This is a genomic window from Roseobacter insulae (assembly GCF_019375555.1).
GTDB classification, from domain to species: Bacteria; Pseudomonadota; Alphaproteobacteria; order Rhodobacterales; family Rhodobacteraceae; genus Roseobacter; species Roseobacter insulae.
In genome coordinates, this window is the sequence record NZ_JAHXDN010000002.1 from 416456 (window position 1) to 440918 (window position 24463).

Below are 24463 nucleotides of genomic sequence, written 5' to 3' on the forward strand. Positions count from 1 at the left end.
GCTACCGCCGCCAGAACCTTGCCCGACCCGAGAACAGTATCTGGAGTCTGGACAGCAGGCGGTTGCCGCTGGTGCGACGCGGGGCGTCCTCCTGTGCCAGCCGGTGAACGGCAACCTCGGCAGGGCAGGGCAAGCCGGTCTGCGGGTCGAGATAGCGCGCGTAGTCTATCAGGACCGCGTGAACGAGACCTGCAAGGCCGGGCCGGGCGCGGCGGCGTGGCGGCACGTCGGCAAGATCGGTGGTGAGGCCCCACCCGGCATAGAACGGCACGCCCAGCGTAGTCACTGGTATGCCGCGCAGAAGCGCTTCGAACCCCAGAAGCGATGTCATGGTCCAGACCTCCTGAACCTGATCCAGAAGGGCCAGCGCGTCGGCGTTTTTTGCCACATGGTCTGCCAGATCCGTGGTCTCGCAGGCCCCGTCACGCAAACCTGCCTCGACGTCGGGATGCGGTTTGTAGATCAGTATCGCCTTAGGGTTTGCATCTCTCGCCGCCCGGAGCAGATCGAGATTGCGCCGCACGGCGCCACCTCCTGATGTCAGCGACGCGTCATCCTCCACCTGGCCCGCAACCAGAATGCGGTGGCCTTCGGGCAGGGCAGGTCGGTCGCCGCCGATGTTGTACTTGGTGATGCGCTGGCGCACTATTTGCGTCATCACGGCCTGCGCGCGCTGTTCCTGATCCGGGCGCAGGTCCTCGCGGTCGGCAATCAGATGTTCGAGGCGGCTGGCCCTGGTCGGATCGTAGTAGATCCCCACATCGTCGGTAACCAGGGACAGGGCAGGCACAAGCGCCGCTCCCAGACCGCGCGACCGCAGAAAGCCGTCTTCAACACGGATGGCATCCGACTGGCCCACGGTCGCCTTGCTGGCCCAGACCATCCACGGGCGCCCGGTTGTGCGGGCTGTGGCCGGGTTTTCCTCGAAAATGACGGCGTCATGCTGGCCGAAAAACTGTTGCAAATGGGGACGTTTCCACAGGCTCATGCCCGAGGCCACCCACCCGAAACGATCCTCGCGCCACGCACGGGCCTGCGCCGCGATGATTTCCACGGCGGTCTGGAAATCGCACAGCCTGTCGTGAAACGGATCGTACCATTTGGGATAGAGCATCATGGCGGCAGCGAACATCTGAGCGCGGGTCAGCCGGCGTTGGCGTCGTTGCACCGGAAACTCGTCATCGGACAGGCCCCACCCGGCATAAAAGGGTTGTCCGAAAACACGCGGTCTGTGACCGGCGAATATCGCTTCGAACCCGAGTTGCGAGGAGACCGTGTAGACACCGACAGCCCCTTCGAACAACACCCATGGGCTGATCGGATCAGTAACGAAACTGACGCGGTCGGAGACATCCTGCGCGTCAAAGTATCCCTTGCGGAACCCGGCAACGGTTTCCGGATGGGTCTTGATGAGGATGGGCGCGCCGGGATGCTCTTCCTGTGCGACAAAGAGCATCTCCAGAAAGCGGTTGCGGTCGGCGCCGCAGGCCGCAACCGATGCGTCCCCAAGGGTCTGATCCAGGACCAGAACGTACCCGGGTGGCAGGGGCGGCATATCGGGATCGACCGCGCTGAATTTTGTCAGATGTGCCTCTTGCAGGCGTTCAATGGCGTTTCGGGCCCGGTCGAGCAAAGCCGTGTCGTCCAGCGGATGGGTGCTGAGCAGCGTTTCGAGATCAGAGGGTCTCGCCGGGTCGTAGTGAACCCCCGCGTGATCGATCAGCAGCCCCAGGGGCGGCTCACCGGAACGTCCCGGATGCAGGGACCGCAGCCATGCATCTTCAACCCGGACAAGGCCCGCGCCCTTGAAGCCTGCCACGGCTTCACCCCTGTGCGATGTCGGGCTGTTGCCCCAGACCCCAACCAGATCGTCAGGGCCGGGCGCACCGATTTTCACGTCGTAACCGCTGAGCGTCAGGATGCGCCGAATGCGTTTTTGTGTCAGGAAACCGCCGTTGTAAACGTAAAGCCGCCGGGCAGTTTCCTGTCCGGCGGTGTCTAGGTCACGTGATGTGGCCATGGAGGGTGTCAGTTCGCCAATTGGTCGATGGAGGCTGCCGGTCCGACGAGAGATCCGAATACGGCCGACACGGCCTTGTTCCACTGTGCGAGCGGTGCTTCGGTGACATATAGGGTGTCCCCGTCGCGAATAACAAAGTCGCGCGCAACGAACATGCCGTTGGGTTTGGTGAGGTCCAGCAGGTAGATCATGCGCTGTGCGCCGATCAGGTCGTCACGCCCCAGTACCTGCGCTGCCACTTCGGGTGGCTCGTTGCGGAAGATGAAAACGCCGGTTGCGTCGGAGGTTGCCGATACCAGACCACCAACCTGTGCGATCGCTTCAAGCGCCGACAGGTTCTGAGACCGGAAGGGAACGCGTGCCTGGGCGCCCGTCGCACCGAGCGAGACGAAGGACCGGGTGTCTTCCTCGACCAGAATGCGGTCGCCGCCCCGGAGGGCGATGTCAAGTTCGGGGTGATTGTAGAGATCCTGGAACCAGATGCGGCTGCGCTGGTTGCCGCGAATCACGGTGATCTGTGCAACCTCGGGTTCGATGGTCACGCCCCCGGCCCGCGCCAGCATGGTCGACAGCGTGCGGGTGGGGCGTTCAATGGCATAGACCCCTTGTCCGCCCACAGACCCGATGAGGGATACGGTCGAGCCGTCGCCCGCTTGTCTGCGGACTTCGACCTGCGGGTCGGGGGTCTGTTGTTCAAGCTTGGAGGTGATGATCCGGCGGATGGCTTCGGGCGAATTTCCCGCCGCCCGGATACGCCCGGCATAGGGCACGAAGATAAAGCCGTCGCCATCGACCTGAACGGTTTCAAGCAGGGTGGCATTGCTGGCTTCGCTTGCCAGCAGGCCATCGTCAACGTTTTCCCAGATCGTCAGGCCCAGAACGTCCCCGGGCTGAATGGTGTCCGATCCGATCCTGGCGGAGTTCTTGAACGTCTCGGAGAAACCGAGCGCCGGGACCACCGCAATGGCGCGGGTCACGCGGTCATTCACCGTTATGACGAAAGCATCGCCTTCCTTCTGGACGGAGCCTGCGTAGATCTGCCTTTTGTTGGGGCCGACGTTGGGCAAGCCACATGACGTCAAAACGGCCAGAGCCGTCACGAGAGCGATGGGCCTTGCCCATCGAAAGCCGGAAGTAATCACTGCTCGGTCTCCTCGACCTATTCGAAATCTGCCTCGTATCGCCAGCTTTTCGTGGCGTATTTTGTGTTAACCTATCGGCTATTCTTCCAAAAATCTACTGTTTGCATACAGGTAGATCATTGCACGACCCGCAACTGTTGCGCGATGGCCGCGGTTTTGCGGTTGACGATTTCGTAAGGATCCGAGCCTGCCAGCATCAGATCGACCACTTGACGCAGCAATTGCCGTCGTCCCCGTCCGGCGTAAAAGCTGCCGGGCAACTGGCTGGTTTCCAACAAAAACTGCCTGAAATCGCGGTAGGCTTCGATGTCGGCCCGGGCCGGGTTGGCGTAAAACTCGGCCAGCGGCTGACTGGAGACGAGCTCCGGCTTGCCGTACACCGCGTCGCCAAAGGTCTTCAGGGGAATGCCGCGCCACAGGGCTTGCTGACCTGAAGTTGAATTGACGGTGACCGCGCTGCGCGCTTCCGCGAGGATACCGGCAAGCTTGCCGCCGCGCTGATAGTGGACGCGGTGCCCAATGCCATGCGCGCGGGCAAACCGCCGGATGTCGCGGCGCAGCGGGGCGCGGCCGTCTTCAAGCGGGTGCGCCTTGAAGACGAGGTGGTGGTGTTGCGGTGCGCCCTGCGCAAACTGCGAGATGACCAGATCCAGAAACTCGGACTGATCCGCAAATGGCGCGTGCGTCTGAAAGGCGCTGTCATGTTCCAGCTGCAAAAGAGCGATGTGGTAGGGAAAGCCGCCCTGCCTGAGCCGAAAGGTAGCGACCCGCCTTTCCAAAGCCTGGAAGGGCATCAAGAAAAGCCGACGGAGGTAGAGACGAAACTCCTGCCCGACGTTCAGGTCACGATGGGGGTGAAACTGTTTATACCTTTGGTTACAACACATTACGAACCAATGATAAAGTGCCCCATAGAACACGTGCTGACGCATGTCTCCCCAGTGACCGGGGGGGACGGGCGGTTCGGGGTCGGCCTGTTCGCGGGCGTCCCGCATCGCGCTTAGCGGCATGTCCATCAGGGCGGAGTGGCCGTTGGCGCCGCCAAGCTCGTAGCTTACCCAATAGGGGCGCAGGTATCCCTCTTCGAACACATGAACGCGGATGTTCTGCGCTTTGGCTTCCGCGACGGCCTCGGCATGCATCCATCGCGTGTCGCCGTAAAGCACCACGTCGGTCACGCCTTTCCCGGCAAAAACCTCTTGCAGGAAGGGTTGCCACCTGTCCCGCGGCGCGCGAAACGGCAGATAGGATGCCCGACGGGGCCAAAACGCGCGGTCACCTGCATTGAATCCCACCCGCCAGACCTGCGCACCGGCAAGGCGCAGTTGATGGCCCAGTTGATAGAAAAACGGGCCGTGAGGTCCCTGCAGAAACAAGAACACGCGTTGGCCGGAATCAGGCGCAGGTGTCAACGTCGGAGCCTCTCACAAGTCTTGCGTCACTTCCACCAAACAAACCCGCCACAAATATGGCAGGATATCCCCGTTGCGGCAAGGTGGGGGTCTTGTCAGCGCAAAGCCGCACAGCTAGGTCAGGGACACGATTGATCGAAAGGCACGCGATGTTCACCGGCATCATTACCGACATTGGCACCATTACCTCGCTTGAGCAGGAAGGCGATCTGCGGGCACGCATCAAAACCAGCTACGATACGCAGACGATCGATATGGGAGCCTCTATCGCCTCCGACGGCGTCTGCCTCACTGTCGTGGATCTGGGTCCGGATTGGTACGAGGTGCAGATCAGCGCGGAGACGGTCCAGAAAACCAATATCGGGCGCAACAACTGGGCAGTTGGAAAACGCGTCAATCTCGAACGCGCGCTGCGGGTGGGAGACGAATTGGGAGGCCATATCGTATCAGGGCATGTGGATGGCGTGGCCGAAGTGATCGCCGTCGAGGACGAAGGGGACAGCACCCGCGTGATCCTGCGCGCGCCCGAGGGTCTGGCCCGCTTCATCGCGCCCAAGGGGTCGGTTGCGCTGAATGGCACGTCGCTGACCGTGAACGAGGTGACCGGTACCGATTTCGGGGTCAATTTTATTCCCCACACAAAGACAGCCACCACGTGGGGCGAGGTCGCCGTGGGCGATATGGTCAATCTGGAGATCGACACCCTGGCGCGTTACGTTGCGCGACTGGCTGAAATGCCTGCGGCCTGACCGTGTGGCGCGTCTGGTCAAGGCGCTGTCGCTGGGCTAAGAGCCTGCCAAGCTGAATGAAAGGCACGCGCGCCATGAGTTTTGAAACGCCCGGACCGGTTGAGACAGATCTGCGCAGCAGCATCTCGCCGATTGAAAAGATTATCGAGGATGCGCGGCAGGGCCGGATGTTCATCCTCGTGGATCATGAAGACCGTGAGAATGAAGGAGACCTGGTGATCCCGGCACAATTCGCCGATGCGGCGGCGATCAATTTCATGGCCACCCACGGGCGTGGCCTGATCTGCATGCCGCTGACCGCCGAGCGGATCGAGACGCTGGGGCTGCCGATGATGGCGGTCAACAACTCCTCGCGCCATGAAACCGCCTTTACTGTGTCCATCGAGGCGCGCGAGGGCGTCAGCACAGGCATTTCCGCGGCGGATCGTGCATTGACCGTTGCCGTGGCCATTGACGAGAGCCGCGGCCAGGCGGATATCGCCACACCGGGCCACGTCTTCCCGCTACGCGCGCGGCAGGGCGGCGTCCTGGTGCGCGCTGGCCATACGGAGGCCGCCGTGGATATCAGCCGGCTCGCCGGGCTGCACCCTTCCGGCGTGATCTGCGAGATCATGAAACCCGATGGCGAGATGGCGCGCCTGCCGGATCTGGTAACCTTCGCGGCAGACCACGGGCTGAAGATCGGTACCATCAGTGATCTGATTGCGTATCGCCACAAACACGACAATCTTCTGCGCCTGCGCGACGAGCGCAAGGTGTCCTCGGCCTATGGGGGCGAATGGCACATGCGTGTGTTCGCCGATGAGATCACGGGCACCGACCACGTGATGCTGTCGAAGGGGGACATTTCTTCCGCGGAACCGGTACTGGTACGCACGCATGCGCTCAACGCGCTCGAAGACGTTCTGGGGCTGGGGCCCAGCCCGGCCGATGAATTGCCGCGCGCAATGGAGATCATCGCCGAAGAGGGGCGCGGCGCTGTTCTGCTGTTCCGCGAGCCGCATCCCAAACTGCGGCTCGACGAAGACGACGACGATGGCCCGCGGACCATCAAGCGAACGGGCGTCGGCGCGCAGATCATGTCCACACTTGGGCTAAGCGATCTGATCCTGCTGACGGACAGCCCGCAAACCAAATATCTTGGGCTTGACGCCTACAACCTGTCCATCGTGGGCACGCGCCCCATCACCAAGGAGTGAATCATGGCGGCTAATGAACAGCATTACGTCCTGCCGCGCCCGACCTTCGACAAGCCGGTCAAGGTCCTGATTGTCGTGGCGCCCTACTACAAGGACATCGCGGATAATCTGGTGGCTGGCGCAAAAGCGGAGATCGAAGCCGCGGGCGCCACATGGGAGCTGGTGGAGATGCCCGGCGCGCTTGAAGTGCCGACGGCGATCGGAATTTCCGATCGGCGCAGCAATTTCGACGGATATGTGGCGCTCGGCTGCGTGATCCGGGGGGAGACCACGCATTACGAAACGGTCTGCAATGACAGTTCCCGCGCTTTGCAGTTGCTGGGGCTTCAGGGGCTCTGCATCGGCAACGGCATCCTGACCGTGGAAACCCGGGCGCAGGCAGAGGTTCGCGCCGAGGTGGCGGGGCAGAACAAAGGGGGCGGGGCGGCGGCAGCGGCCTTGCATCTGATCGCAATGGCCCGTAAGTGGGCGTCCCAATCCAAGGGCATCGGGTTCAAGCCAGCAGGGCAGGACATTCTGATTGCCGGTTCAAACGATGGATCCCCAACCGCATGACAACGCTTCACGGCAACCTTTCCGGCAACCAGCGTCGCAAGATGAAATCGGCGGCGCGCCTCTATGCCGTGCAGGCGCTGTTCCAGATGGAGCATTCGGCCCAGACCGTGGAAGCCGTGCGCGCGGAGTTTCTCGATCACCGGTTCGGCGCGGTCTATGATGGCGAAGAAATGCTGGACGGCGATATCGAATTGTTCGAAGGCGTGCTTGAGGGCGCCGTGAACCTCCAGGCGCCGATTGATCAGATGACAGACCGCGCCCTTGTCGCAAGATGGCCACTGGGACGGATCGATCCAACGCTCAGAGCGTTGTTTCGCGCGGCAGGTGCGGAGCTGAGCGCACGGCAGACGCCGCCGAAGGTGGTGATCACCGAATATGTTGATGTGGCGCGGGCATTCTTCGCGGATGGCAAGGAGCCACAATTCGTAAATGCCGTGCTGGACCATATGGCACGTGAAACGCAGCCCGAAGCTTTCTGACACTGTTTCGATTGCCGCAACGTTATGCCGGTCGGCACAGGGAAATTTGCGCGGTTTTGTCAGATTTTGCCGTTTTTCCCGGGTCTGGCACTGGACTCTGTCGAATAAAATGCCATCTTGAGAACAGAGGAGAAGACCAATGCTTGACCTGATCGAAAGTATCATTCGCACCGTCTTTCCGGGCGTTCGCCCGCAGCCCCAGCTGATCCCTGTCCGAGCCACGCGCAAGCGCAAGCTGACGGAGCGCCGTAAGTAACCTTAGGGTCGCTGCGCAAAATCTTGAAAATCTTGTGGAAAAGCGGGTTCAAAGTGATGGGCCCGCTACAGCCGTTTTGGTATTTATTCCCGAGGACCTGTATATACAGGTGGGCGCCAGGTAACCAGGCCAGGGCCAGGACAGAGCCAGCTCCCTCGGATTTGCTTAAGGCCACTGGAATGTAACCAGTCACGCGCAGAGCAGCACCCATCAGCTCAAGCACTTAGGCTCACTAGGCCGCGCGGACAAGGGGCAAACTGCATCACCTGCGTGATTACCCTTGTCAGATGTTCTTGATATGTTCATATTTGCGGCATGGTGCATGATGACCTCGTGACTTTTCAACCCGGGCAGCTTCTCGCGCGTGGTGCGGCGCGGCTGCTCACCAGCTACGGGTTTGTGAGTGTTGAGGAGTTGATCCCCTCGCGCGGCCTGCGTGTCGACCTGATGGCGCTTGGGCCAAAAGGTGAAATCTGGATCGTTGAGTGCAAATCAAGCCGCGCCGACTATCAGTCCGATCACAAGTGGCAGGGGTATCTGGAATGGTGTGACCGGTTTTTCTGGGCGGTCGATGAGCATTTCCCGACTGATCTGCTGCCGGAGGAAACCGGCCTGATGATCGGCGATGCCTATGGGGCGGAAATCATTCGCATGGGGCCGGAAGACAAGCTTGCTGCCGCGCGGCGCAAATCCATGGTGCAAAAGCTGGCGATCACCGCGGCACGCCGCCTGCTTTTCTTGCGCGACCCGGAGGCGGGCGCGGACTGGGGTTAACGCCGGGCCGGCTTCATTGCACGGGCACGGTTGGCGGCCGCAGCAATCTCCTCGGCAATTTCATCGGCATCGTCAGGTGCGAAATCCATTGGAATTTCAACGCCGTCCGCTTCGACGTAAATGCGCACCATACCCTTGTCGGTGGGGCCGATCTGCAGATTTGCTTCAATGTCGCGTTCAGTGTCGATGCCCATTGTGGTCTCCTGAGTGAAGTGGATGCATCGCTAGCGTGCACGGGCTTGAAACGCAAGCTGGCATGCGGTCTTCTGCGGCAATGGAACAGGTTAAGATACGCAACTTTACGTCCGGTGACCGCGACTGGCTGGTCGATCAGCACGGGACGCTATATGCGCAAGGCGAGGGGTTTGACGACAGCTTCGGAGCGCTTGTCGCAGAGATTCTGGACGCTTTCCTGTCAGGCCACGACCCTGCCCGCGAGGCCGGGTGGATCGCCGAAGAAGACGGGCACAGGCTTGGGTCGATTTTTTGCGTGAAGCTGACAGAGACAACGGCGAAGCTGCGGTTGTTTCTTCTGGTTCCGCAAGCGCGTGGTAGGGGTTTGGGAAAGCAGTTGCTGAGGACCTGCATGGATTTTGCAAAAGGCAATGGTTACACGGATATGCAGCTCTGGACCCACGAAAGTCACGCCGCGGCATGCGGCCTTTACAGATCAGCCGGCTGGCAGATGGTCAGCAGCAAACCGGTTCATTCCTTTGGACAGGATCTGGTGGAACAGAGCTGGATCTATCGCTTTTAAGCCTCTTGCAATCTGCATACCGGACGGATAAATCCAAGCCAGTGCCGCCTTAGCTCAGTAGGTTAGAGCGCCTGATTGTGGATCAGGAGGTCCCTGGTTCGAGCCCAGGAGGTGGTACCACCCCACGCAACGCCGACATCACAGCGCGCTAGTTGATTGTAATGCTTTGGCGCAACTGCCCGGTGATGCGGTCGTAGATTAGGATCTCATCCGCATCGGTGACCACGGCAAACCAGCCCGGCCCCTGGGTGAAAGAAATCGCCTTGGCACCACCTGGCAGGGCAATCTCGGCGGGTAAGTCGGGGGGCGCGTCATTGAAGCGGGTGACAATCAGCGCAATGATCAATAGAAGACCGCCGATCATCGTTGCTGTCAGCACCGTCACCAGCCGCCGCAGAAACCGCAGGTTCGCGGGCTCTGCCACTTCTTCTTCGGGTCTCATATCGGGATTTTCCATGCCGCTCCGCCAGATACAGTTCTTCATCGACGCTACACCGCCGCAGCGCCTTGATAAGGCGCTTGCCCGCGATGTGCCAGTGGCGGCTGCTCTGTCACGCACCCGTCTGGGCCGGTTGATTGAAAGCGGCGCCGTGACCGTGGACGGAACAACGGTCACCGACCCCAAGGCGAAAGTCGCAGCGGGGGCGGATGTGACAATCGAGGTGGAAGAGGCACGCGAAAGCCACATCCTGCCGGAACCCATCCCTTTGGACATCGTGTTTGAGGACGCACACCTCATCGTTGTGAACAAGCTGGCCGGCATGGTGGTGCATCCGGCACCAGGAACGCCCACGGGTACACTAGTGAATGCCCTGTTGGCACATTGCGGCGATGATTTGTCGGGTGTCGGGGGGATGAAACGCCCCGGTATCGTGCACCGGATCGACAAGGAAACCTCCGGTCTCTTGGTTGTTGCGAAGTCGGATGCCGCGCATCACGGCCTCGCGGCCCAGTTCGAGGCGCATTCGGTCGAGCGCTATTATCAGGCGTTAGTTTACGGCGTGCCGGACGCGAACGACCCGCGGCTCCGGGGGGTGAGAGGCACCAGTTTCGAGCCGGGTAATATTCTCAAGATCACCACGCAACTGGCGCGTCACCGGACCGATCGCCAGCGGCAGGCAGTATTATTCGATGGCGGGCGGCACGCGGTCACACGGGCCCGCACGATCGAGCGTTTTGGCACGCCGCCGGCGCTGGCGCTGATGGAATGCTGGCTGGAGACGGGTCGCACCCACCAGATCAGGGTCCATCTGGCGCATGCCGGTCACGGGTTGGTCGGCGATCCGACTTACGGCGGCAGGCGCACGCTGGCACGTGCAGCCCTGCCTGAGGCCGCAGGCGACGCAATTAAGGCCTTTGCGCGACAGGCACTGCATGCGGCGGTGTTGGGGTTTGATCATCCGGTCACGGGCGAAAAGATGCGTTTTGAGGCGCCTTTGCCTGACGATATGGCGCAGTTGCTCACGGTATTGCGTTCCGGTCTGACATAAACAGCAAGCCTGCGTGAACGCACTGACATGTGAGGTGTTAACACTGGCGCTTTGTGTCAGTATTTCATTAATCCAAAGATTGTAGTGGTTCTGTTAACAATTCTGGCTTTGCTGACTTGAACCGATCAGTTTAGACCCCATATTCATGTTAAGCCCTTAAACATTGGGAGGCGCTCATGGCTAATTATGCAAATCTACCGGCCCCGACACCGGAAGGCGGACTGAACCGCTACATGCAGGAAATCCGGAAATTTCCGTTGCTGGAGCCGGAAGAGGAGTACATGCTGGCAAAACGCTGGGTTGAGGAGCAAGATACTGAAGCTGCTCATAAAATGGTGACATCGCACCTGCGTCTGGCGGCGAAGATCGCGATGGGGTACCGCGGATACGGCTTGCCACAGGCTGAGGTCATTTCCGAGGCAAACGTCGGCCTGATGCAGGCGGTAAAGCGGTTTGATCCGGAAAAGGGTTTCCGCCTTGCCACCTATGCGATGTGGTGGATCAGAGCGTCGATTCAGGAGTATATCCTGCGCAGCTGGAGCCTCGTGAAACTAGGCACGACCTCCGGACAGAAGAAGCTTTTCTTTAACCTGCGCAAGGCCAAAAACCGCATCGGCGCGTTGGAAGAAGGCGATCTGCGCCCGGAGAACGTGACTCGGATTGCGACAGATCTTGGCGTGACAGAAGACGAGGTGATCTCGATGAACCGGCGCATGTCCGGTGGCGATGCGTCGCTGAACGCGACGGTCGGGTCCGATGGCGAGGGCGCCATGCAGTGGCAGGACTGGCTGGAAGACGAGGACGCCGACCAGGCCGGGGACTACGAGGCGCGCAACGAGCTGGAGGCGCGGCGCGAACTTCTGGGCGAGGCGATGAGCGTTCTGAACGACCGCGAGAAGGATATCCTGACCCAGCGCCGCCTGTCGGACAAAACGGTGACGCTGGAAGACTTAAGCTCGGAATATGACGTGAGCCGCGAACGTATCCGCCAGATCGAGGTGCGCGCTTTTGAGAAGCTGCAGAAAAAGATGCGCGACCTGGCCAAGGAAAAAGGCATGCTCGCCAGCGCCTGAACTTGATACATGGCTGAAGGAGAATCCCCGTGCCGAAAGGCGCGGGTTTTTTTGTTCTCAGAGAAATCGCCTTCCAAAATCTTGCCTGTCACATGCCCTAACTTTGCCGCTTTCCTTTGGGATTTGTGGAAACAGTCTATCCGCGGAACGACGACAAAAACGTAAACGTCGGCCCTTAACACAAAGGCAAAAGCAGGTCATGAAACCAACCTCGGTCGCGAGCAATGTCTCAACAGTCATCGGAGTCCTGGCACTGACGACCGGCGTAATCATTCAGATTGGGAATCCCTCAGAGACGAAGGTTGCGGCGGCATTGTTTCTTGTTTTCTGTTATGTCATTCCCGTCGCGCTCTACGAAACGCTGGTGTTGAAAGTGCATAAACGCGCTTCAACCGGCTTGGATTGGTCGAAACCACGCGCGGGTGATCCGGGGCGCGTTGCGCTGAAGCTTCTCGGGTTTGTCGCGGTCATCGCAGCCATAATGGCCATTCACTCGGTCTTTCGCATCTATTCCGTGCGCCGATTGATGGACCCCATGGTCGCGATGATTATGCTTGCGCCTTTCGTCATTCCGATGATCGTTCTGTACTTCTGGCATGTGGATCGCCGCATGGTGTCTCCTCGCGATGGCTATTGGCATATGGGTGCGTGGATCGTAGGACGCAATCGTGATCCCGACTGGCCTTTGATGAAGAATTTCGTACTGGGCTGGGTGATTAAAGGATTCTTTTTGCCAGTTATGTTCGCCTATCTCGCGGCCAACATGCCTGGCTTGAGCGCCCGTGCTGGGCAGATGACCGAAGGTCCGGTGATGGCGGTAGCCTACTTGGCCAAGGTCATGGTGGTCATGGAACTGACCATCGTGGTCGTCGGCTATACCATGACTGCGCGCCTCTTCGACGCTCATATTCGCTCGCCAAACGGGTATCTCGCTGCGTGGGTTGTCACGATGATCTGCTATGAACCGTTCAACAAGGTTACGTCGGGGCGCATTTACGCCCGGCATACCGGGCAATCATGGAGCGATGTCATCGGTGACTACCAACTGCTTTTCTGGCCGTGGCTGGTCCTCATTATCGCCTCCTTCTTTGTCTGGATGTGGTCGACTGCGATCTTCGGGCTGCGCTGGTCCAATCTGACCCATCGGGGAATCATAACAAATGGCCCATATGCCTTGTCTAAACACCCTGACTACGTCGCCAAAAGCACCTTCTTCTGGTTAACGGCTGCGCCCTTTCTCACTGCCGTCACGGCTTGGACAGCAATTACGGCGACTCTTGCTCTCGTTGTGACCAACCTTGTCTATTTCGGACGCGCCAGGATGGAGGAAAAGCATCTTTCCGAAGACCCCGACTACGTGGCCTACGCGTTGGAAATGAACCGCCGCAGCATCTTTCGACCCTTGGCGCGGTGGGTACCTTACCTCATTTACACAGCCCCGGATGGGCGCAACGGTCTTGAACCAGAGCACCCAGGTGGGCTGGCCCACCCGGCTGAGTAAGCGCTGACCTAGTTTTCCATCGCTTCCAGTTCGTCAATAAGTACGGAGATCATCGACAAGCCCTTGTCCCAGAAGGAGGGGTCAGATGCATCCAGCCCAAATGGCGCCAGAAGCTCCTTGTGGTGCTTCGACCCGCCCGCCTTAAGCATGTCGAAGTATTTGTCTTCAAAGCCCGCGTCACCTTCCGTATAGACCGCGTAGAGCGCATTCACCAGCCCATCGCCGAAGGCATAGGCGTAGACGTAAAAGGGCGAATGCACGAAATGCGGGATATAGGCCCAGAAGGTCTCATACCCGTCCATGAAGTCGAAGGCAGGCCCGAGGCTTTCCGCCTGAACGGACATCCACAGCGCATTGATGTCATCGGGTGTCAGCTCGCCGCCGCGTCGCGCGGCGTGAAGCTTGCATTCAAAGTCGTAAAACGCGATCTGGCGCACGACCGTGTTGATCATATCCTCGACCTTGCCCGCCAGAAGCACCTTGCGCTGCGCATCGTCCCTGGCCTTGTCGAGCATTTTGCGGAAAGTGAGCATCTCACCGAACACGCTCGCGGTTTCAGCCAGCGTCAGGGGCGTCGATGACAGCATTTCGCCCTGCTCGGCGGCCAGCACCTGATGCACCCCGTGGCCCAGCTCATGGGCCAGGGTCATAACGTCGCGCGGCTTTCCAAGGTAGTTCAGCATCACGTAGGGGTGCACGTTGGTGACTGTCGGATGCGCGAAAGCACCAGGCGCCTTGCCCGGCTTTACCGCCGCATCGATCCATCCCTTGCGAAAGAACGGCTCGGCAATCTGGCCCATGCGCGGATCAAAGGCGTTATAGGCCTCCATCACGGTCTTCTCGGCCTGCTCCCACTCCACGATGCGGGTGTCTTCCATGGGCAGCGGCGCGTTACGGTCCCAGACCTGCATCCTGTCGAGGCCCAGCCACTTGCGTTTCAGCTCGTAGTAGCGATGGCTGAGCCTGGGGTAGGCGGCGACGACCGCGTCGCGCAGCGCCTCGACAACTTCCGGCTCCACCTGGTTGCTGAGGTGTCGGCCCAGTTGCGCGCTTTCCATGCCGCGCCAACGGTCGATGATCTCCTTTTCCTTGGCCTGCGTGTTGTGCACACGTGCGAAGGTTTTGATGTTTTCGGCAAAGACATCCGCCAACTCGCGGCTTGCGGCCTCACGTTTCTCGCGATCAGGATCGGTCAGCAGGTTGAGCGTGCCTTCGATATTCAGCGTCTCGCCATCCACCTCGAAGGACAGCCCTGCGATGGTCTCATCGAACAGGCGCTCCCAGGCATCGCCCACAACCCCAAGGTCATGGAGGAATTTTTCCAGCTCATCGCTCAGTTGGTAGGGCTTCATCGCGCGGATGCGGTCAAACACGGGCTTGTACCGTGCCAGATCGGCGTTCTGCGCATACAGGCCATCCAGATGGTCGTCGGCCAGCCTGTTGATCTCGAGCGTGAAAAACACAAGCGGCGTGGTGAAGTTGGTGATCTTCTCCTGCAAGTCGGACATGAATTTCGCGCGGTCTGCGTCGGTTGTCAGCTGGTAGTAGCGCAAGCCGGCAAAGGACATGATGCGGCCGGCAATCTGGTTGATCTTTTCGTTGCGCAACACGCAGTCCAGAAATCCGGGTGCGTCGAGCTCGGCCAGTTTACCCTCGTAATCCGTGGCGAAACTGGCGCAGGCCTGTTCCAGCCAGTCGAGGTCGCGCTTCAGTTCGGCCGCGTCCTCGCCGGTATAGAGATCATCAAGGTTCCACTCCGGCAAGTCGCCAAGCGGGGCGGCGGCACCGGTGGCATTGGCATCGTGAAGCGGGAAGGGGAGCTGAAACATCAAGGACCTCATATGTGTTTGGCTATACCTAGGGCGGGCGTGCAGCGGGAACAAGCCGGACCCCGTGCCTTATCCGGTGCTGAACCCGAAAATTTCAGCGGGATTGTCGACAAGGATGCGATGCCGCGTCGCGTCATCGGTGACCACGCGGTCAAAGGCGTTCAGCAGATCGGCTGCTTGCGGCATCTGTGCATCCGCCAGCATCAGATGCGGCCAGTCCGATCCCCAAAGACAACGTTCCGGATTGGCAGCGATCAGGGCGGCCACAAGGGGGTCGGCATCGCCGTAGGGGGCCGCGCACATCCGGTACAGTGCGGAGAGCTTGACCCACACCTTACCTTCGGACAGCAGGGCGCAGAGTGTTTCGAACCCCGCGCTCTTTGCAGTCAGCGCGTCGCGTGGCCAACCGATGTGGTCAAAAACCACGGGAACAGCCAGATCCCGAATATCGTCTGCAAGCGCGCCCATATGCTGGTCGGCGTGACAGAGCATCTGGATGTGCAGCCCGCGCTCGGCGAGCGCCGGTGCCATTGCCCTGGCGCCCTCCCAGCTCAGGACGCCACCATGCACGTAGTTGAGCCGCACGGCGGTCATGTTCCAGTCAACAAACTGGTCCAGTTGTTTGTCATTCGCACCGTCCGGCAGCAGACCCACGCCTTTGAACCCATGGCCCATCCGGCGCACCGCTTCGACGGTCACGCTGTTGTCCGTGCCATAGAGGATCGAATGCACAATGATACCGCGCGCAAACCCCAGCGTGCCCAGTTGCGCGCGAAACTTGTCCAGCCAGCCTTCGAGATCAGGGCCGGGGGCCGGGTTCTCTGCGCGCCCGTGCCACAAGGGATACTCATTGGCGCCCGCAACAAGGTGCACATGGGCGTCACAGGCGCCCTGCGGTGCCCGTCTGGCGGGCTTTTGCGGCGCGGGTGGCATGCGCGCGTCCGGCTTATCCATAAATCCTCAGCATATCGTTCAAATCATCCAGCGTGTTGGCTTCCTGAAGTGGCTTGTCCTGCCGCCAGCGTGACATGCGCGGAAAGCGCAGGGCGACGCCGGATTTGTGGCGCGGGCTGGCCTGAATTCCTTCGAATGCGATCTCGAAAACGTGGTGCGGTGTCACCTGACGTACCGGGCCGAAACGCTGCAGAGTATTCTTACGCACCCATCTTGTGATGTCGCGAAATTCCGCATCCGTCAGGCCGGAATAGGCCTTGGTGAAAGGGACGAGGTCATTGCCGTGCCAGACCGCGAACGTGAAATCAGTAAACAGGTTGGCACGGCGCCCGTGCCCGGCCTGTGCGTAGATCATGACCGCGTCAATGGTCAGCGGATCAAGCTTCCATTTCCACCAGTCGCCCTTTTTCCTGCCGACAAGATAGGGGCTGTCGGCGCGTTTCAGCATGAGCCCCTCCGCGTTCTCGTCACGCGCGACGGAGCGTAGTTCCGCCAGGTCCTCCCATTCGTCAAAAGCCAGTTGCGGTGACAATCTGACCGGCGCATCGGCTGGCAAGGTCCGGCAGGCCTGCTCCAGCAACCTGCGGCGAGTGGCAAAGGGGGTCTGGCGGATGTCTTCTCCCTGCCACTCCAGAAGGTCATAGGCATGCAGGACAACCGGTGCTTCGGCCAGTAATTTTTTCGGCACGGTTTTGCGACCGATGCGCTTTTGCAGAACATTGAAGCTGGCAGGGCCGTCGGAGGCCGCGTGCCAGACGAGCAGTTCGCCATCCAAAACGGTGCCGGGGGGCAGAAAATCCACCGCGCGCGCCAATTCCGGAAAGCGGTCCGTCATCAACTCTTCACCGCGGGACCATACAAAGTGCCCGCCATCTCTCAGGATGAGCTGCCCGCGAATGCCATCCCACTTCCACTCCGCCCGCCAAGCCGCTGTTTCTCCGAGGCTTTCCGGGCTGCCGTCAAGGGCATAGGCGAGGTAGAAGGGATAGGGCCGTGACGCGTCGGCAGAGGCGTCTTCCGCCTCGATCAGCGCTTCCCACGTGGTGTCGTCGGGGTGCCAGTTGCCCATCAGCCGATGCGCAAGCTCGGCCTCCGGTTTGCCGGTGGCACGTGCCAGCGCCCGCGTCATCAGTTTTTGGCTCACACCCATGCGAAAGCCGCCGGTGATCAGCTTGTTGAAAACGAACCTCTCGGTTCCGCCCAGCTGCGACCACGCGGTTAACACAAACTCCTTCCGCGCCTCTTCTCCAACTTGAGAAAGATCGCGAAGTGCATTGATCCAATGAGATAAACTCAAATCGTTGGACGTATCAGCCGGCGGCAGTACAAGGGCAATCGTTTCGGCAAGATCGCCCACGATGGGATAACATTCCTCGAACAGCCACAGCGGAATCTCGGCCGCTTCCGCCGCCCATTCGCGCAGTTTTGTCGTGGTCACAACCCGCTTTGGCCGCCGACCGGAAAACAGCGCCATCGTCCACATGCGGTCCTCATCGCGGGCTGTCTGGAAGTACTCGGCCAATGCGGCGACTTTGACGTTGGTCTTCGTGCTTTGGTCAATGGCGTTGAACAGCCGGGCAAACCGATTCATTCGATGCCCTCCGTGTCCAGGGTTTCGCCCTCGAATTCCGTCGGGACAACCTGTGCATTCCAACCGTTTTCATTCAGGTAACGCGTGAATATATCCGTGTAACCATGTGTTACATATATGTTTTCAGCCTCAGTGAGTTTGATTGTATCCAGCAGGCCGTTCCAATCGGCGTGGTCCGAGATCACGAAGCCACGATCACCCGCACGCCTTCGCCGGACGCCGCGCAACTGCATCCACCCGCTGGCGAATGCGCTTTCCTGCGGACCGAATTTGCGCGCCCATTTGCTGCCCAGGGCAGAGGGCGGCGCCAAGACCAGGGCGCCTGCATACGCCTTGGGGTCGGTCTGCGGGGTAACGGGAATGGTGTCGGGTAAATCCATACCTTGTCCGCGCAGAACGACATTCGTGGCTTCCACCGCGCCATGGGTCAGGATCGGGCCGATTTCCGGGTCCAGCATGTGCATCAACCGTTGCGCTTTGCCCAAGGCATACGCGCCGAGAAAGGCCGTCTTGCCCGCTGCCGCGCAGGCCGACCACCATCTGTTGACATCAGCCGCCACAGCTGACTGCGGCTGCCAGTGAAACACCGGCAGGCCGAAAGTGGATTCGGTGATGAAGTGATGGCAGCGCTGCGGCTCGAAGGCCTCGGTCAGCCCGTCATTTTCGGTTTTGTAATCCCCCGAAGCGACCCAGACCTCGCCCGCCACCTCCACCCGTATTTGCGCGGACCCGGGCACATGTCCAGCCGGGTGAAAGGAAACCAAGGCACCGCCGATGGCAAGGGTTTCGCCAAAGGACACGCCCTGTGCCGTGATCTCACCCAACCGGTGCCGCATGACGGGCAGGGCGGCGTGGGTTGCGAGATACGAGCGGTGACCGCTGCGGGCATGGTCTGCATGCCCGTGCGTGATCAGGGCCTTATCCACCGGCCGCCACGGATCGATATAGAAGTCACCTGCCGCACAATAGATGCCGCGGTCGGTGAAAGTCAGGGCGGGGTTGTTGTTCATGAGCCTCAATCTAGAGGACGCCCGCAGATTGCCCAGCCCCTAGCCGTGCCCGCCGCTGAGAAAAAGCGCGGTCATCCGATCGAAAAGCGGACCTGCAACCGCGTCGCTTTCCATCAGCACTTCGTGTTCGCCCTCTTCGACAAGCTCCAATGCGCCGCGTTTCCACCCTTCCATCCGTCGATGGATCGCCGAGACATCAACGATGCGTTCGTTGGTGCCCAAGAAAGTCACACAAGGCAGGTTCGGGGCCGGTCGGCCCGCCAGATGCCGGGTTTCGGTCAGCGCCTCGCGCAGCCAGACAAAGCTGGGGCCGCCAAGCGCCAGTTCGGGATGCTTTTCAAGCTGGGTTTTCATCTGCGCAAATTGCGTGGTGTCGCGGGTCAGCAGGTTTCCCTCGAAACCGTCGACGAGCACGTGATGTTCGACTTTCGTGCCGGGCGGCAACCGGTGGCCCTGACCGACACGCGGCATCAACTGGCTGCTGATCCAGGCCACGGGGCGCAAGTGCGGTGCGAGATAGATGCCCCACATCGGCCCGGTGAAAGCGGTCGCTTGTACCGGCAGACCTTCCATGGCCGCCCGCAGGCCGATCGCGCCCCCCATGGAGTGACCGAGCAGAAAGAAGGGCCGTGGCATGTTCAGGTCACGGGCTGCGCGCACCAGGCGGTCAACGTCTTTCTGGTAATCCGGAAAGTGGTCTACATGACCGATGAGCGGGTTTTCGAGCAGCCTGTCCGCCAGCCCCTGACCGCGCCAGTCGATGGCCATGGCGGCCAGGCCGCGCTGCGCCAGCGCACCAGCGACCCCGCTGTATTTTTCGATAAATTCGGTGCGCCCGGGAAAGATCAGGACAGTGCCCTTGGCTCCGGGTTGTGTCCAATGTCCGATGCGTATGCGGACGTCGTCGGACGTCTGTGCCCAATGCGCTGCCCCGCCCTTAAGACCAAAAGCGATGTCGCTCAGGAACGGGGCGGGGGACAGCGCCATCAGGCAAGTGCGGACGCAAGCTGCATCGCCATGCCCATGTCGCCATCGACGCTGAGCTTGCCGGACATGAAGGCGCTGGTCGGATTGGTGTCGCCGTCGAGAATGGATTTGAACGTTTCGGCGTCCGCGCTCAACGTGACATCCGCCGCCTCGTCGCCCGCGCGTGCGCCGGAACTGTCCATCATCACCGCGCCTTCGCCCGCGATGTCGAATTTCGCCGTGCCGCCAAAGTCTGTTCCCGCCAGTTTCTCGTTCAGCACCGTTACAGCTTCGTTCACAATATCGCTCATTATCAGGACCTTTTGTCTTGCGGCGCCTGCGGGTACTGGAATTGCCCGGCACGCCTGTTACATTCACAGGTGTTATGGCTATCAAATCATGCATTCTCAAACGTGTCGTTACGGCATTTGCATTCCTTGCACTTTTTGTTGCTCCGTTGCACGCAGATGACGTGGAGCAGCAGCTGCTGGAACAGTTGCGTGTTGCGCCCGAATCAGAAGCGGCGCGGTTGGACCGGGAGTTGAGCCTGATCTGGGCGCGGTCCGGCTCGGCCGCGATGGATCTGTTGCTGAAGCGTGGCCGTGACGCGATGGAGGCGGAGGATACCGGCAAGGCGATCGATCACCTGACCGCGCTGACCGATCATGCCCCGGACTTCGCGGAAGGCTGGCACGCGCGCGCGACCGCCTTCTACCAGGCCGGCCTTTACGGTCCGGCGCTGGATGATCTGGAACGCGCATTGGCGCTGAACCCGCATAACTACAATGCTATTTTCGGGCTGGGTGTGATGTTTCAGGAGTTCGGCGATCTGGAACGCGCTGCAGAAGCCTTCGGTCGTGTTCTGGCCTTGCATCCGCATCACGAGAACGCGAAAACGGCGATGGAGCAGCTGAAACGCAGCGGCATCGGTCGCACCCTCTGACAGCATCTGAAAAGCAAGGACATCGCCGTGACAGGTGACACCCGGGTGGTGGCCGTACTGGGCCCCACCAACACAGGCAAAACCACCTATGCCGTCGAACGCATGCTTGGTCACCGGACCGGAATCATCGGCTTGCCGCTGCGGTTGCTGGCGCGGGAGGTTTACGACCGTATCGTTGCCGCGCGCGGCCCATCAGTGGTGGCGCTGGTGACCGGTGAAGAGCGGATCGTTCCGCCACGCACGCAGTATTGGGTCTGCACGGTCGAGGCGATGCCGCAGGGCATGGGGTGCGACTTTCTTGCCGTCGATGAAATTCAGCTTTGTGCCGATCCCGAACGCGGCCATGTGTTCACGGACAGGCTGCTGCGTGCCCGCGGGCTGCACGAAACGCTGTTTCTGGGGGCCGACACGATGCGCGGCACCATTCGCGAACTGGTCCCCCAGGCGCAGTTCATTCAACGCGAGCGGATGTCGACGTTGACATACCTCGGGCCCAAGAAAATAAGCCGGATGCGGCCCCGCTCGGCGATCGTCGGGTTCTCGGTCGAGAATGTCTATGCGATCGCCGAACTGATCCGTCGTCAGAAAGGCGGCGCGGCTGTGGTCATGGGGGCCTTGTCGCCGCGCACCCGCAATGCACAGGTCGAGATGTACCAGAACGGTGACGTTGATTTTCTGGTTGCGACTGACGCGATTGGCATGGGTCTCAACCTCGACGTCGACCATGTTGCGTTTTCCAGCCTCACCAAGTTCGACGGGCGGCGCATGCGGCCTTTGGCGCCTAATGAGCTGGCGCAGATCGCGGGCCGCGCCGGGCGCGGGATGAAGGACGGTACCTTCGGGGTCACCGGCGACGCCCCTGCCTTGGAGGACGGTGTTGCACAGGCGATCATGGATCATCGTTTCACGCCGCTGAAAAAGCTGAACTGGCGTAACCATGCGCTGCAATTCGGCTCCATCGACCGGCTGATCGCCACGCTGGAGGTAATGCCCGGGCACGAAATGCTGACCCGTGCCCGCGAAGCCGACGATCTGGGTGCGCTGAAAGCGTTGGGTCAGGTGGCAGAGGTTGTTGCCCGCTGCACCGACGGACCATCGGTCAAACTGCTGTGGGACGTATGCCGCATCCCGGATTTCCGGGGCATCAGCCATGCCGAACATGCCGACCTGCTGGAGACGATTTTCAACTACCTGCACGAACTGGGGAAAATCCCGGATGACTGGCTGGCGCAACAAATCAAAAGAATTGATCGAACCGATGGGGACATTGATGCGTTATCCAAGAGACTGGCGTTTATCCGCACATGGACGTATGTCGCGCAGCGCAAAGGCTGGACGATTGACGAATGTCATTGGCGCGGCCAAGCGCGTTCTGTAGAAGACCGATTGTCGGACGCGCTGCACGAGTGTCTGACGCAAAGATTCGTAGACCGGCGCACATCCGTGCTTTTGCGCCGGCTCGGCCAGAAGGAAGCCATGGTGGCAGAAGTATCGAATACCGGCGAAGTAACCGTCGAAGGCGAATTTGTGGGGCGGCTGGAAGGTTTCCGGTTCTCGCAGGACAGGGGCACCGGGGACGCTGAGACGAAGACGATCAAGACGGCGGCGCTTCAGGCGCTCGCGCCGCAATTCCACCTGCGGGCGGATCGTTTTTACAACGCGCCGGACACGGAGATTGATTTCACCGAACAGGGCGGCCTGATGTGGGGCAAGGACGCGGTTGGCAAGCTTGTCGCCGGGGCCGACGCACTGAAGCCGCAGGTCGAGGTTTTCGTGGATGACGTGGCCGGCCCCGAGGTCGCCCAGAAAGTTCAACGCCGGTTGCAGCACTTCATTGACCGCAAGGTCGCGGCCCTTTTCGAGCCGCTGCTCAACCTCAGCCGTGACGAAACGCTCGAAGGTCTGGCACGCGGTTTTGCGTTCCAGATGGTGGAGGGCCTTGGCGTTCTGCCGCGTGCCAGCGTGGCGGACGATGTCAAGGCGCTGGATCAGGATGCGCGTGGCGCGTTGCGCAAACATGGCATTCGCTTCGGTCAGTTCACGATTTTCATGCCGCTGCTGCTGAAGCCCGCGCCGACACGGTTGCGGCTTGTGCTTTGGTCCCTGGCGCAGGGCGTGCAGAACTTCCCGGAATCCCCGCCGCCCGGTCTGGTCACCATTCCGGCCGATACCTCCGCGCCGACCGGTGCCGACACCATGTCCGGCTACCGCATCGCGGGTGAGCGGGCGATCCGGATCGATATGCTGGAGCGTCTGGCCGACATGCTGCGCGCAGAGAATTCGCGTGCGGGTTTCGAGGCGACGGCCGACATGCTGTCCATTACCGGCATGACGCTGGAGCAATTCGCGGACCTGATGCAGGGGCTGGGCTACAAGGCCGAAAAAGCCGAGAGGGTCAAGATCAAGGCCGCATCTCAGGACGCCAAGCCCGACACAGACGCTCCTGCCGAGGATGCGCCTGCCGCGCCTGTCCATGGGACCACCGCGGTGGCGACCGATACGCCGAAGGCTGAGGCACCGGCTGCACCCGCGAGCGAAACGGAACCGACAACGGAAGGTGCCGCCGATGCGGCCGATGCCGCCGACGCAACACCGGAGATGGAGGTATTTTATACGTTCACCTGGGGGCGTCCGGCCCGCAACGCGGGCGCAACAAATCGACGGTCCGGCGATGACCGCCCGCAAGGTAAGGGCAAGGGCAAGCCGGGCGGCAAAGGCAAGCGCGGCGGTCCGCGTGGCAACAAGGGGCAGGGCCCCCAGAAATTCTCTGCCCGGCCACCGAAACCGGAAAAGAAAATCGACCCGGATAACCCGTTTGCCGCGGCCCTCATGGGGCTTAAGGACACCAAGTAGTTGGCCGAGAAACTCCGTCTGGACAAATGGTTGTGGCACGCGCGGTTTTTCAAAACCCGGTCGCTTGCCGCGACCCGCGTCGCTGCGGGGGATGTGCGGGTGAATGGGGACCGCACGGAAAAGCGCAGCCAGATGGTCGGCCCTGAGGACGTTCTGACCTTCGCGCAGGGCGATCAGGTGCGCGTGATCCGGATCGAGGCAATTGGCCAGCGACGGGGGCCGGCATCCGAAGCGCAGGCGCTTTACACGGATTTGTCCCCTGCTGACCCCAAACCGAGGAAATCCGAACCGGTAAACCCCGCCTTCGAGGGAAAAGGTCGCCCAACCAAGCGTGATCGTCGCATCCTTGATCTTTCTAAGGCGCGCTCTCTTGAATGATCGGACCCGCTGATTTAGCTACCCTCTGACACAAGCCGAAAAGAGGGTCCGATGACCTACATCGTGAATGACAGCTGCATTGCCTGCAAATACACCGACTGCGTCGAAGTGTGCCCGGTGGATTGCTTTTACGAGGGCGAGAACATGCTGGTTATTCACCCGGACGAGTGCATCGACTGCGGCGTCTGCGAGCCCGAATGCCCCGCTGATGCAATCCGTCCGGACACCGAGCCGGACATGGAAAAATGGGTGGAGTTCAACCGCAAATACTCCGAGATGTGGCCGGTGATCATCACCAAGAAAGACCCGTTGCCCGATGCGGATGAGCGCGACGGCGAAACCGGCAAACTGGAGAAATACTTCTCCGAAGCACCCGGCGAGGGCGGGTGAGGCCAAAATCCCGATTCGAGCCGGAAAAATGGCAATCGCATACGGGTAAACAGCTCATTTCGCGCAGATTTTTCTGACGTTACGTTGCGGCAGCTTTTTTGCAGCAGCTTTTTGTGTTATATTCCTGTTGCAAAGTAATAAC

24 protein-coding genes, 1 tRNA gene and 1 other RNA gene are annotated in these 24463 nt (G+C 60.6%); 14 read left to right on the forward strand and 12 right to left on the reverse strand.

Going from position 1 to position 24463, the window contains the following annotated elements; all coding sequences use genetic code 11:
• Position 1: 1 nt before the first annotated feature.
• From KX928_RS08170 to KX928_RS08180, 3 genes are all read right to left on the reverse strand, one after another.
• Positions 2-2020: a capsule polysaccharide biogenesis protein gene (locus tag KX928_RS08170; protein WP_219500878.1), complete on the reverse strand. Its 2019-nt coding sequence runs from the start codon at positions 2018-2020 to the stop codon at positions 2-4.
• A gap of 8 nt (positions 2021-2028) precedes the next feature.
• On the reverse strand, positions 2029-3162 hold the full coding sequence (locus KX928_RS08175) for a polysaccharide biosynthesis/export family protein (RefSeq protein WP_308342266.1): 1134 nt from the start codon (positions 3160-3162) through the stop codon (positions 2029-2031).
• 116 nt (positions 3163-3278) lie between these two features.
• Entirely contained in the window at positions 3279-4544 is a 1266-nt protein-coding gene (locus KX928_RS08180; protein WP_308342267.1) for a capsule polysaccharide biogenesis protein, read from the reverse strand.
• Positions 4545-4723: 179 nt separating this feature from the next.
• Here KX928_RS08180 and KX928_RS08185 point away from each other — a divergent pair, with 179 nt between their 5' ends.
• The 4 genes from KX928_RS08185 to nusB all read left to right on the forward strand — a co-directional run bounded on the left by KX928_RS08185 (position 4724) and on the right by nusB (position 7556).
• Positions 4724-5323: a riboflavin synthase gene (locus KX928_RS08185; protein WP_219502071.1), complete on the forward strand. Its 600-nt coding sequence runs from the start codon at positions 4724-4726 to the stop codon at positions 5321-5323.
• Between the two features lie 74 nt (positions 5324-5397).
• The gene (ribB, locus tag KX928_RS08190) at positions 5398-6522 is read left to right on the forward strand and encodes a 3,4-dihydroxy-2-butanone-4-phosphate synthase (RefSeq protein WP_219500882.1); all 1125 of its coding nucleotides are present in this window, start codon (positions 5398-5400) and stop codon (positions 6520-6522) included.
• Positions 6523-6525: 3 nt separating this feature from the next.
• On the forward strand, positions 6526-7077 hold the full coding sequence (locus tag KX928_RS08195; RefSeq protein WP_219500884.1) for a 6,7-dimethyl-8-ribityllumazine synthase: 552 nt from the start codon (positions 6526-6528) through the stop codon (positions 7075-7077).
• On the forward strand, positions 7074-7556 hold the full coding sequence (nusB, locus tag KX928_RS08200; protein ID WP_219500886.1) for a transcription antitermination factor NusB: 483 nt from the start codon (positions 7074-7076) through the stop codon (positions 7554-7556). The genes KX928_RS08195 and nusB overlap by 4 nt, the downstream gene beginning before the upstream one ends.
• Before the next feature lie 311 nt (positions 7557-7867).
• Here the strand turns inward: nusB and ssrS are convergent.
• Positions 7868-8022: non-coding RNA, 6S RNA (gene ssrS, locus KX928_RS08205), on the reverse strand.
• Between the two features lie 105 nt (positions 8023-8127).
• Here ssrS and KX928_RS08210 point away from each other — a divergent pair.
• Positions 8128-8586, forward strand: coding sequence for an MmcB family DNA repair protein (locus KX928_RS08210; RefSeq protein WP_219500888.1), 459 nt, complete (start codon positions 8128-8130; stop codon positions 8584-8586).
• On the opposite strand, the gene KX928_RS08215 is transcribed toward KX928_RS08210, so the two are convergent.
• Positions 8583-8780 carry a DUF6324 family protein gene (locus KX928_RS08215; RefSeq protein ID WP_219500890.1) on the reverse strand — a complete coding sequence of 66 codons (198 nt, stop codon included), beginning with the start codon at positions 8778-8780 and terminating at the stop codon, positions 8583-8585. The genes KX928_RS08210 and KX928_RS08215 overlap by 4 nt on opposite strands.
• A gap of 62 nt (positions 8781-8842) precedes the next feature.
• Here KX928_RS08215 and KX928_RS08220 point away from each other — a divergent pair, with 62 nt between their 5' ends.
• Both KX928_RS08220 and KX928_RS08225 read left to right on the forward strand, forming a co-directional pair.
• Positions 8843-9343: a GNAT family N-acetyltransferase gene (locus KX928_RS08220; RefSeq protein ID WP_373274793.1), complete on the forward strand. Its 501-nt coding sequence runs from the start codon at positions 8843-8845 to the stop codon at positions 9341-9343.
• A 43-nt stretch (positions 9344-9386) separates the two neighbouring features.
• Positions 9387-9463: transfer RNA gene (locus KX928_RS08225), tRNA-His, on the forward strand.
• Between the two features lie 28 nt (positions 9464-9491).
• Here KX928_RS08225 and KX928_RS08230 read toward each other — a convergent pair.
• Positions 9492-9785: a DUF6476 family protein gene (locus KX928_RS08230; protein ID WP_257883634.1), complete on the reverse strand. Its 294-nt coding sequence runs from the start codon at positions 9783-9785 to the stop codon at positions 9492-9494.
• A gap of 13 nt (positions 9786-9798) precedes the next feature.
• Between KX928_RS08230 and KX928_RS08235 the strand changes: the two genes are divergently transcribed.
• From KX928_RS08235 to KX928_RS08245, 3 genes are all read left to right on the forward strand, one after another.
• On the forward strand, positions 9799-10833 hold the full coding sequence (locus tag KX928_RS08235; protein WP_219500894.1) for an RluA family pseudouridine synthase: 1035 nt from the start codon (positions 9799-9801) through the stop codon (positions 10831-10833).
• A gap of 176 nt (positions 10834-11009) precedes the next feature.
• Entirely contained in the window at positions 11010-11906 is an 897-nt protein-coding gene (rpoH, locus tag KX928_RS08240; protein WP_219500896.1) for an RNA polymerase sigma factor RpoH, read from the forward strand.
• 199 nt (positions 11907-12105) lie between these two features.
• On the forward strand, positions 12106-13407 hold the full coding sequence (locus KX928_RS08245; RefSeq protein ID WP_219500898.1) for a methyltransferase family protein: 1302 nt from the start codon (positions 12106-12108) through the stop codon (positions 13405-13407).
• An 8-nt stretch (positions 13408-13415) separates the two neighbouring features.
• On the opposite strand, the gene KX928_RS08250 is transcribed toward KX928_RS08245, so the two are convergent.
• The 6 genes from KX928_RS08250 to KX928_RS08275 form a co-directional block, all read right to left on the reverse strand.
• The gene (locus KX928_RS08250) at positions 13416-15236 is read right to left on the reverse strand and encodes a M3 family oligoendopeptidase (RefSeq protein ID WP_219500900.1); all 1821 of its coding nucleotides are present in this window, start codon (positions 15234-15236) and stop codon (positions 13416-13418) included.
• A 69-nt stretch (positions 15237-15305) separates the two neighbouring features.
• Positions 15306-16190: an amidohydrolase family protein gene (locus KX928_RS08255; RefSeq protein ID WP_219500902.1), complete on the reverse strand. Its 885-nt coding sequence runs from the start codon at positions 16188-16190 to the stop codon at positions 15306-15308.
• Positions 16183-17781: an ATP-dependent DNA ligase gene (locus KX928_RS08260; RefSeq protein ID WP_219500904.1), complete on the reverse strand. Its 1599-nt coding sequence runs from the start codon at positions 17779-17781 to the stop codon at positions 16183-16185. Before KX928_RS08260 ends, KX928_RS08255 begins: the two co-directional genes overlap by 8 nt.
• Positions 17778-18791 carry a ligase-associated DNA damage response exonuclease gene (locus KX928_RS08265; protein ID WP_219500906.1) on the reverse strand — a complete coding sequence of 338 codons (1014 nt, stop codon included), beginning with the start codon at positions 18789-18791 and terminating at the stop codon, positions 17778-17780. Before KX928_RS08265 ends, KX928_RS08260 begins: the two co-directional genes overlap by 4 nt.
• 39 nt (positions 18792-18830) lie before the next feature.
• Positions 18831-19778 carry an alpha/beta fold hydrolase gene (locus KX928_RS08270; RefSeq protein WP_219500912.1) on the reverse strand — a complete coding sequence of 316 codons (948 nt, stop codon included), beginning with the start codon at positions 19776-19778 and terminating at the stop codon, positions 18831-18833.
• On the reverse strand, positions 19778-20068 hold the full coding sequence (locus KX928_RS08275) for an SCP2 sterol-binding domain-containing protein (RefSeq protein ID WP_219500918.1): 291 nt from the start codon (positions 20066-20068) through the stop codon (positions 19778-19780). Before KX928_RS08275 ends, KX928_RS08270 begins: the two co-directional genes overlap by 1 nt.
• Before the next feature lie 74 nt (positions 20069-20142).
• Between KX928_RS08275 and KX928_RS08280 the strand changes: the two genes are divergently transcribed.
• The 4 genes from KX928_RS08280 to fdxA are packed head-to-tail and all read left to right on the forward strand — an operon-like array spanning position 20143 to position 24321.
• Entirely contained in the window at positions 20143-20700 is a 558-nt protein-coding gene (locus KX928_RS08280) for a tetratricopeptide repeat protein (protein ID WP_219500920.1), read from the forward strand.
• Between the two features lie 27 nt (positions 20701-20727).
• Positions 20728-23553 carry a helicase-related protein gene (locus KX928_RS08285; RefSeq protein ID WP_308342268.1) on the forward strand — a complete coding sequence of 942 codons (2826 nt, stop codon included), beginning with the start codon at positions 20728-20730 and terminating at the stop codon, positions 23551-23553.
• On the forward strand, positions 23554-23931 hold the full coding sequence (locus KX928_RS08290; RefSeq protein WP_219500922.1) for an RNA-binding S4 domain-containing protein: 378 nt from the start codon (positions 23554-23556) through the stop codon (positions 23929-23931).
• Between the two features lie 51 nt (positions 23932-23982).
• Complete coding sequence (gene fdxA, locus KX928_RS08295) at positions 23983-24321, forward strand: ferredoxin FdxA (protein ID WP_219500924.1); 339 nt, start codon at positions 23983-23985, stop codon at positions 24319-24321.
• Positions 24322-24463: the final 142 nt, after the last annotated feature.

What these genes read in the sequence shown, in the direction of transcription:
- KX928_RS08170 (WP_219500878.1), bottom strand. Translation starts at nt 2,020, where the DNA reads ATGGCCACATCACGTGACCTAGACACCGCCGGACAGGAAACTGCCCGG.
- KX928_RS08185 (WP_219502071.1), top strand. Translation starts at nt 4,724, where the DNA reads ATGTTCACCGGCATCATTACCGACATTGGCACCATTACCTCGCTTGAG.
- ribB (WP_219500882.1), top strand. Translation starts at nt 5,398, where the DNA reads ATGAGTTTTGAAACGCCCGGACCGGTTGAGACAGATCTGCGCAGCAGC.
- KX928_RS08195 (WP_219500884.1), top strand. Translation starts at nt 6,526, where the DNA reads ATGGCGGCTAATGAACAGCATTACGTCCTGCCGCGCCCGACCTTCGAC.
- nusB (WP_219500886.1), top strand. Translation starts at nt 7,074, where the DNA reads ATGACAACGCTTCACGGCAACCTTTCCGGCAACCAGCGTCGCAAGATG.
- KX928_RS08210 (WP_219500888.1), top strand. Translation starts at nt 8,128, where the DNA reads ATGGTGCATGATGACCTCGTGACTTTTCAACCCGGGCAGCTTCTCGCG.
- KX928_RS08215 (WP_219500890.1), bottom strand. Translation starts at nt 8,780, where the DNA reads ATGGGCATCGACACTGAACGCGACATTGAAGCAAATCTGCAGATCGGC.
- KX928_RS08220 (WP_373274793.1), top strand. Translation starts at nt 8,843, where the DNA reads ATGCGGTCTTCTGCGGCAATGGAACAGGTTAAGATACGCAACTTTACG.
- KX928_RS08230 (WP_257883634.1), bottom strand. Translation starts at nt 9,785, where the DNA reads ATGAGACCCGAAGAAGAAGTGGCAGAGCCCGCGAACCTGCGGTTTCTG.
- KX928_RS08235 (WP_219500894.1), top strand. Translation starts at nt 9,799, where the DNA reads ATGCCGCTCCGCCAGATACAGTTCTTCATCGACGCTACACCGCCGCAG.
- rpoH (WP_219500896.1), top strand. Translation starts at nt 11,010, where the DNA reads ATGGCTAATTATGCAAATCTACCGGCCCCGACACCGGAAGGCGGACTG.
- KX928_RS08245 (WP_219500898.1), top strand. Translation starts at nt 12,106, where the DNA reads ATGAAACCAACCTCGGTCGCGAGCAATGTCTCAACAGTCATCGGAGTC.
- KX928_RS08250 (WP_219500900.1), bottom strand. Translation starts at nt 15,236, where the DNA reads ATGTTTCAGCTCCCCTTCCCGCTTCACGATGCCAATGCCACCGGTGCC.
- KX928_RS08255 (WP_219500902.1), bottom strand. Translation starts at nt 16,190, where the DNA reads ATGGATAAGCCGGACGCGCGCATGCCACCCGCGCCGCAAAAGCCCGCC.
- KX928_RS08260 (WP_219500904.1), bottom strand. Translation starts at nt 17,781, where the DNA reads ATGAATCGGTTTGCCCGGCTGTTCAACGCCATTGACCAAAGCACGAAG.
- KX928_RS08265 (WP_219500906.1), bottom strand. Translation starts at nt 18,791, where the DNA reads ATGAACAACAACCCCGCCCTGACTTTCACCGACCGCGGCATCTATTGT.
- KX928_RS08270 (WP_219500912.1), bottom strand. Translation starts at nt 19,778, where the DNA reads ATGGCGCTGTCCCCCGCCCCGTTCCTGAGCGACATCGCTTTTGGTCTT.
- KX928_RS08275 (WP_219500918.1), bottom strand. Translation starts at nt 20,068, where the DNA reads ATGAGCGATATTGTGAACGAAGCTGTAACGGTGCTGAACGAGAAACTG.
- KX928_RS08280 (WP_219500920.1), top strand. Translation starts at nt 20,143, where the DNA reads ATGGCTATCAAATCATGCATTCTCAAACGTGTCGTTACGGCATTTGCA.
- fdxA (WP_219500924.1), top strand. Translation starts at nt 23,983, where the DNA reads ATGACCTACATCGTGAATGACAGCTGCATTGCCTGCAAATACACCGAC.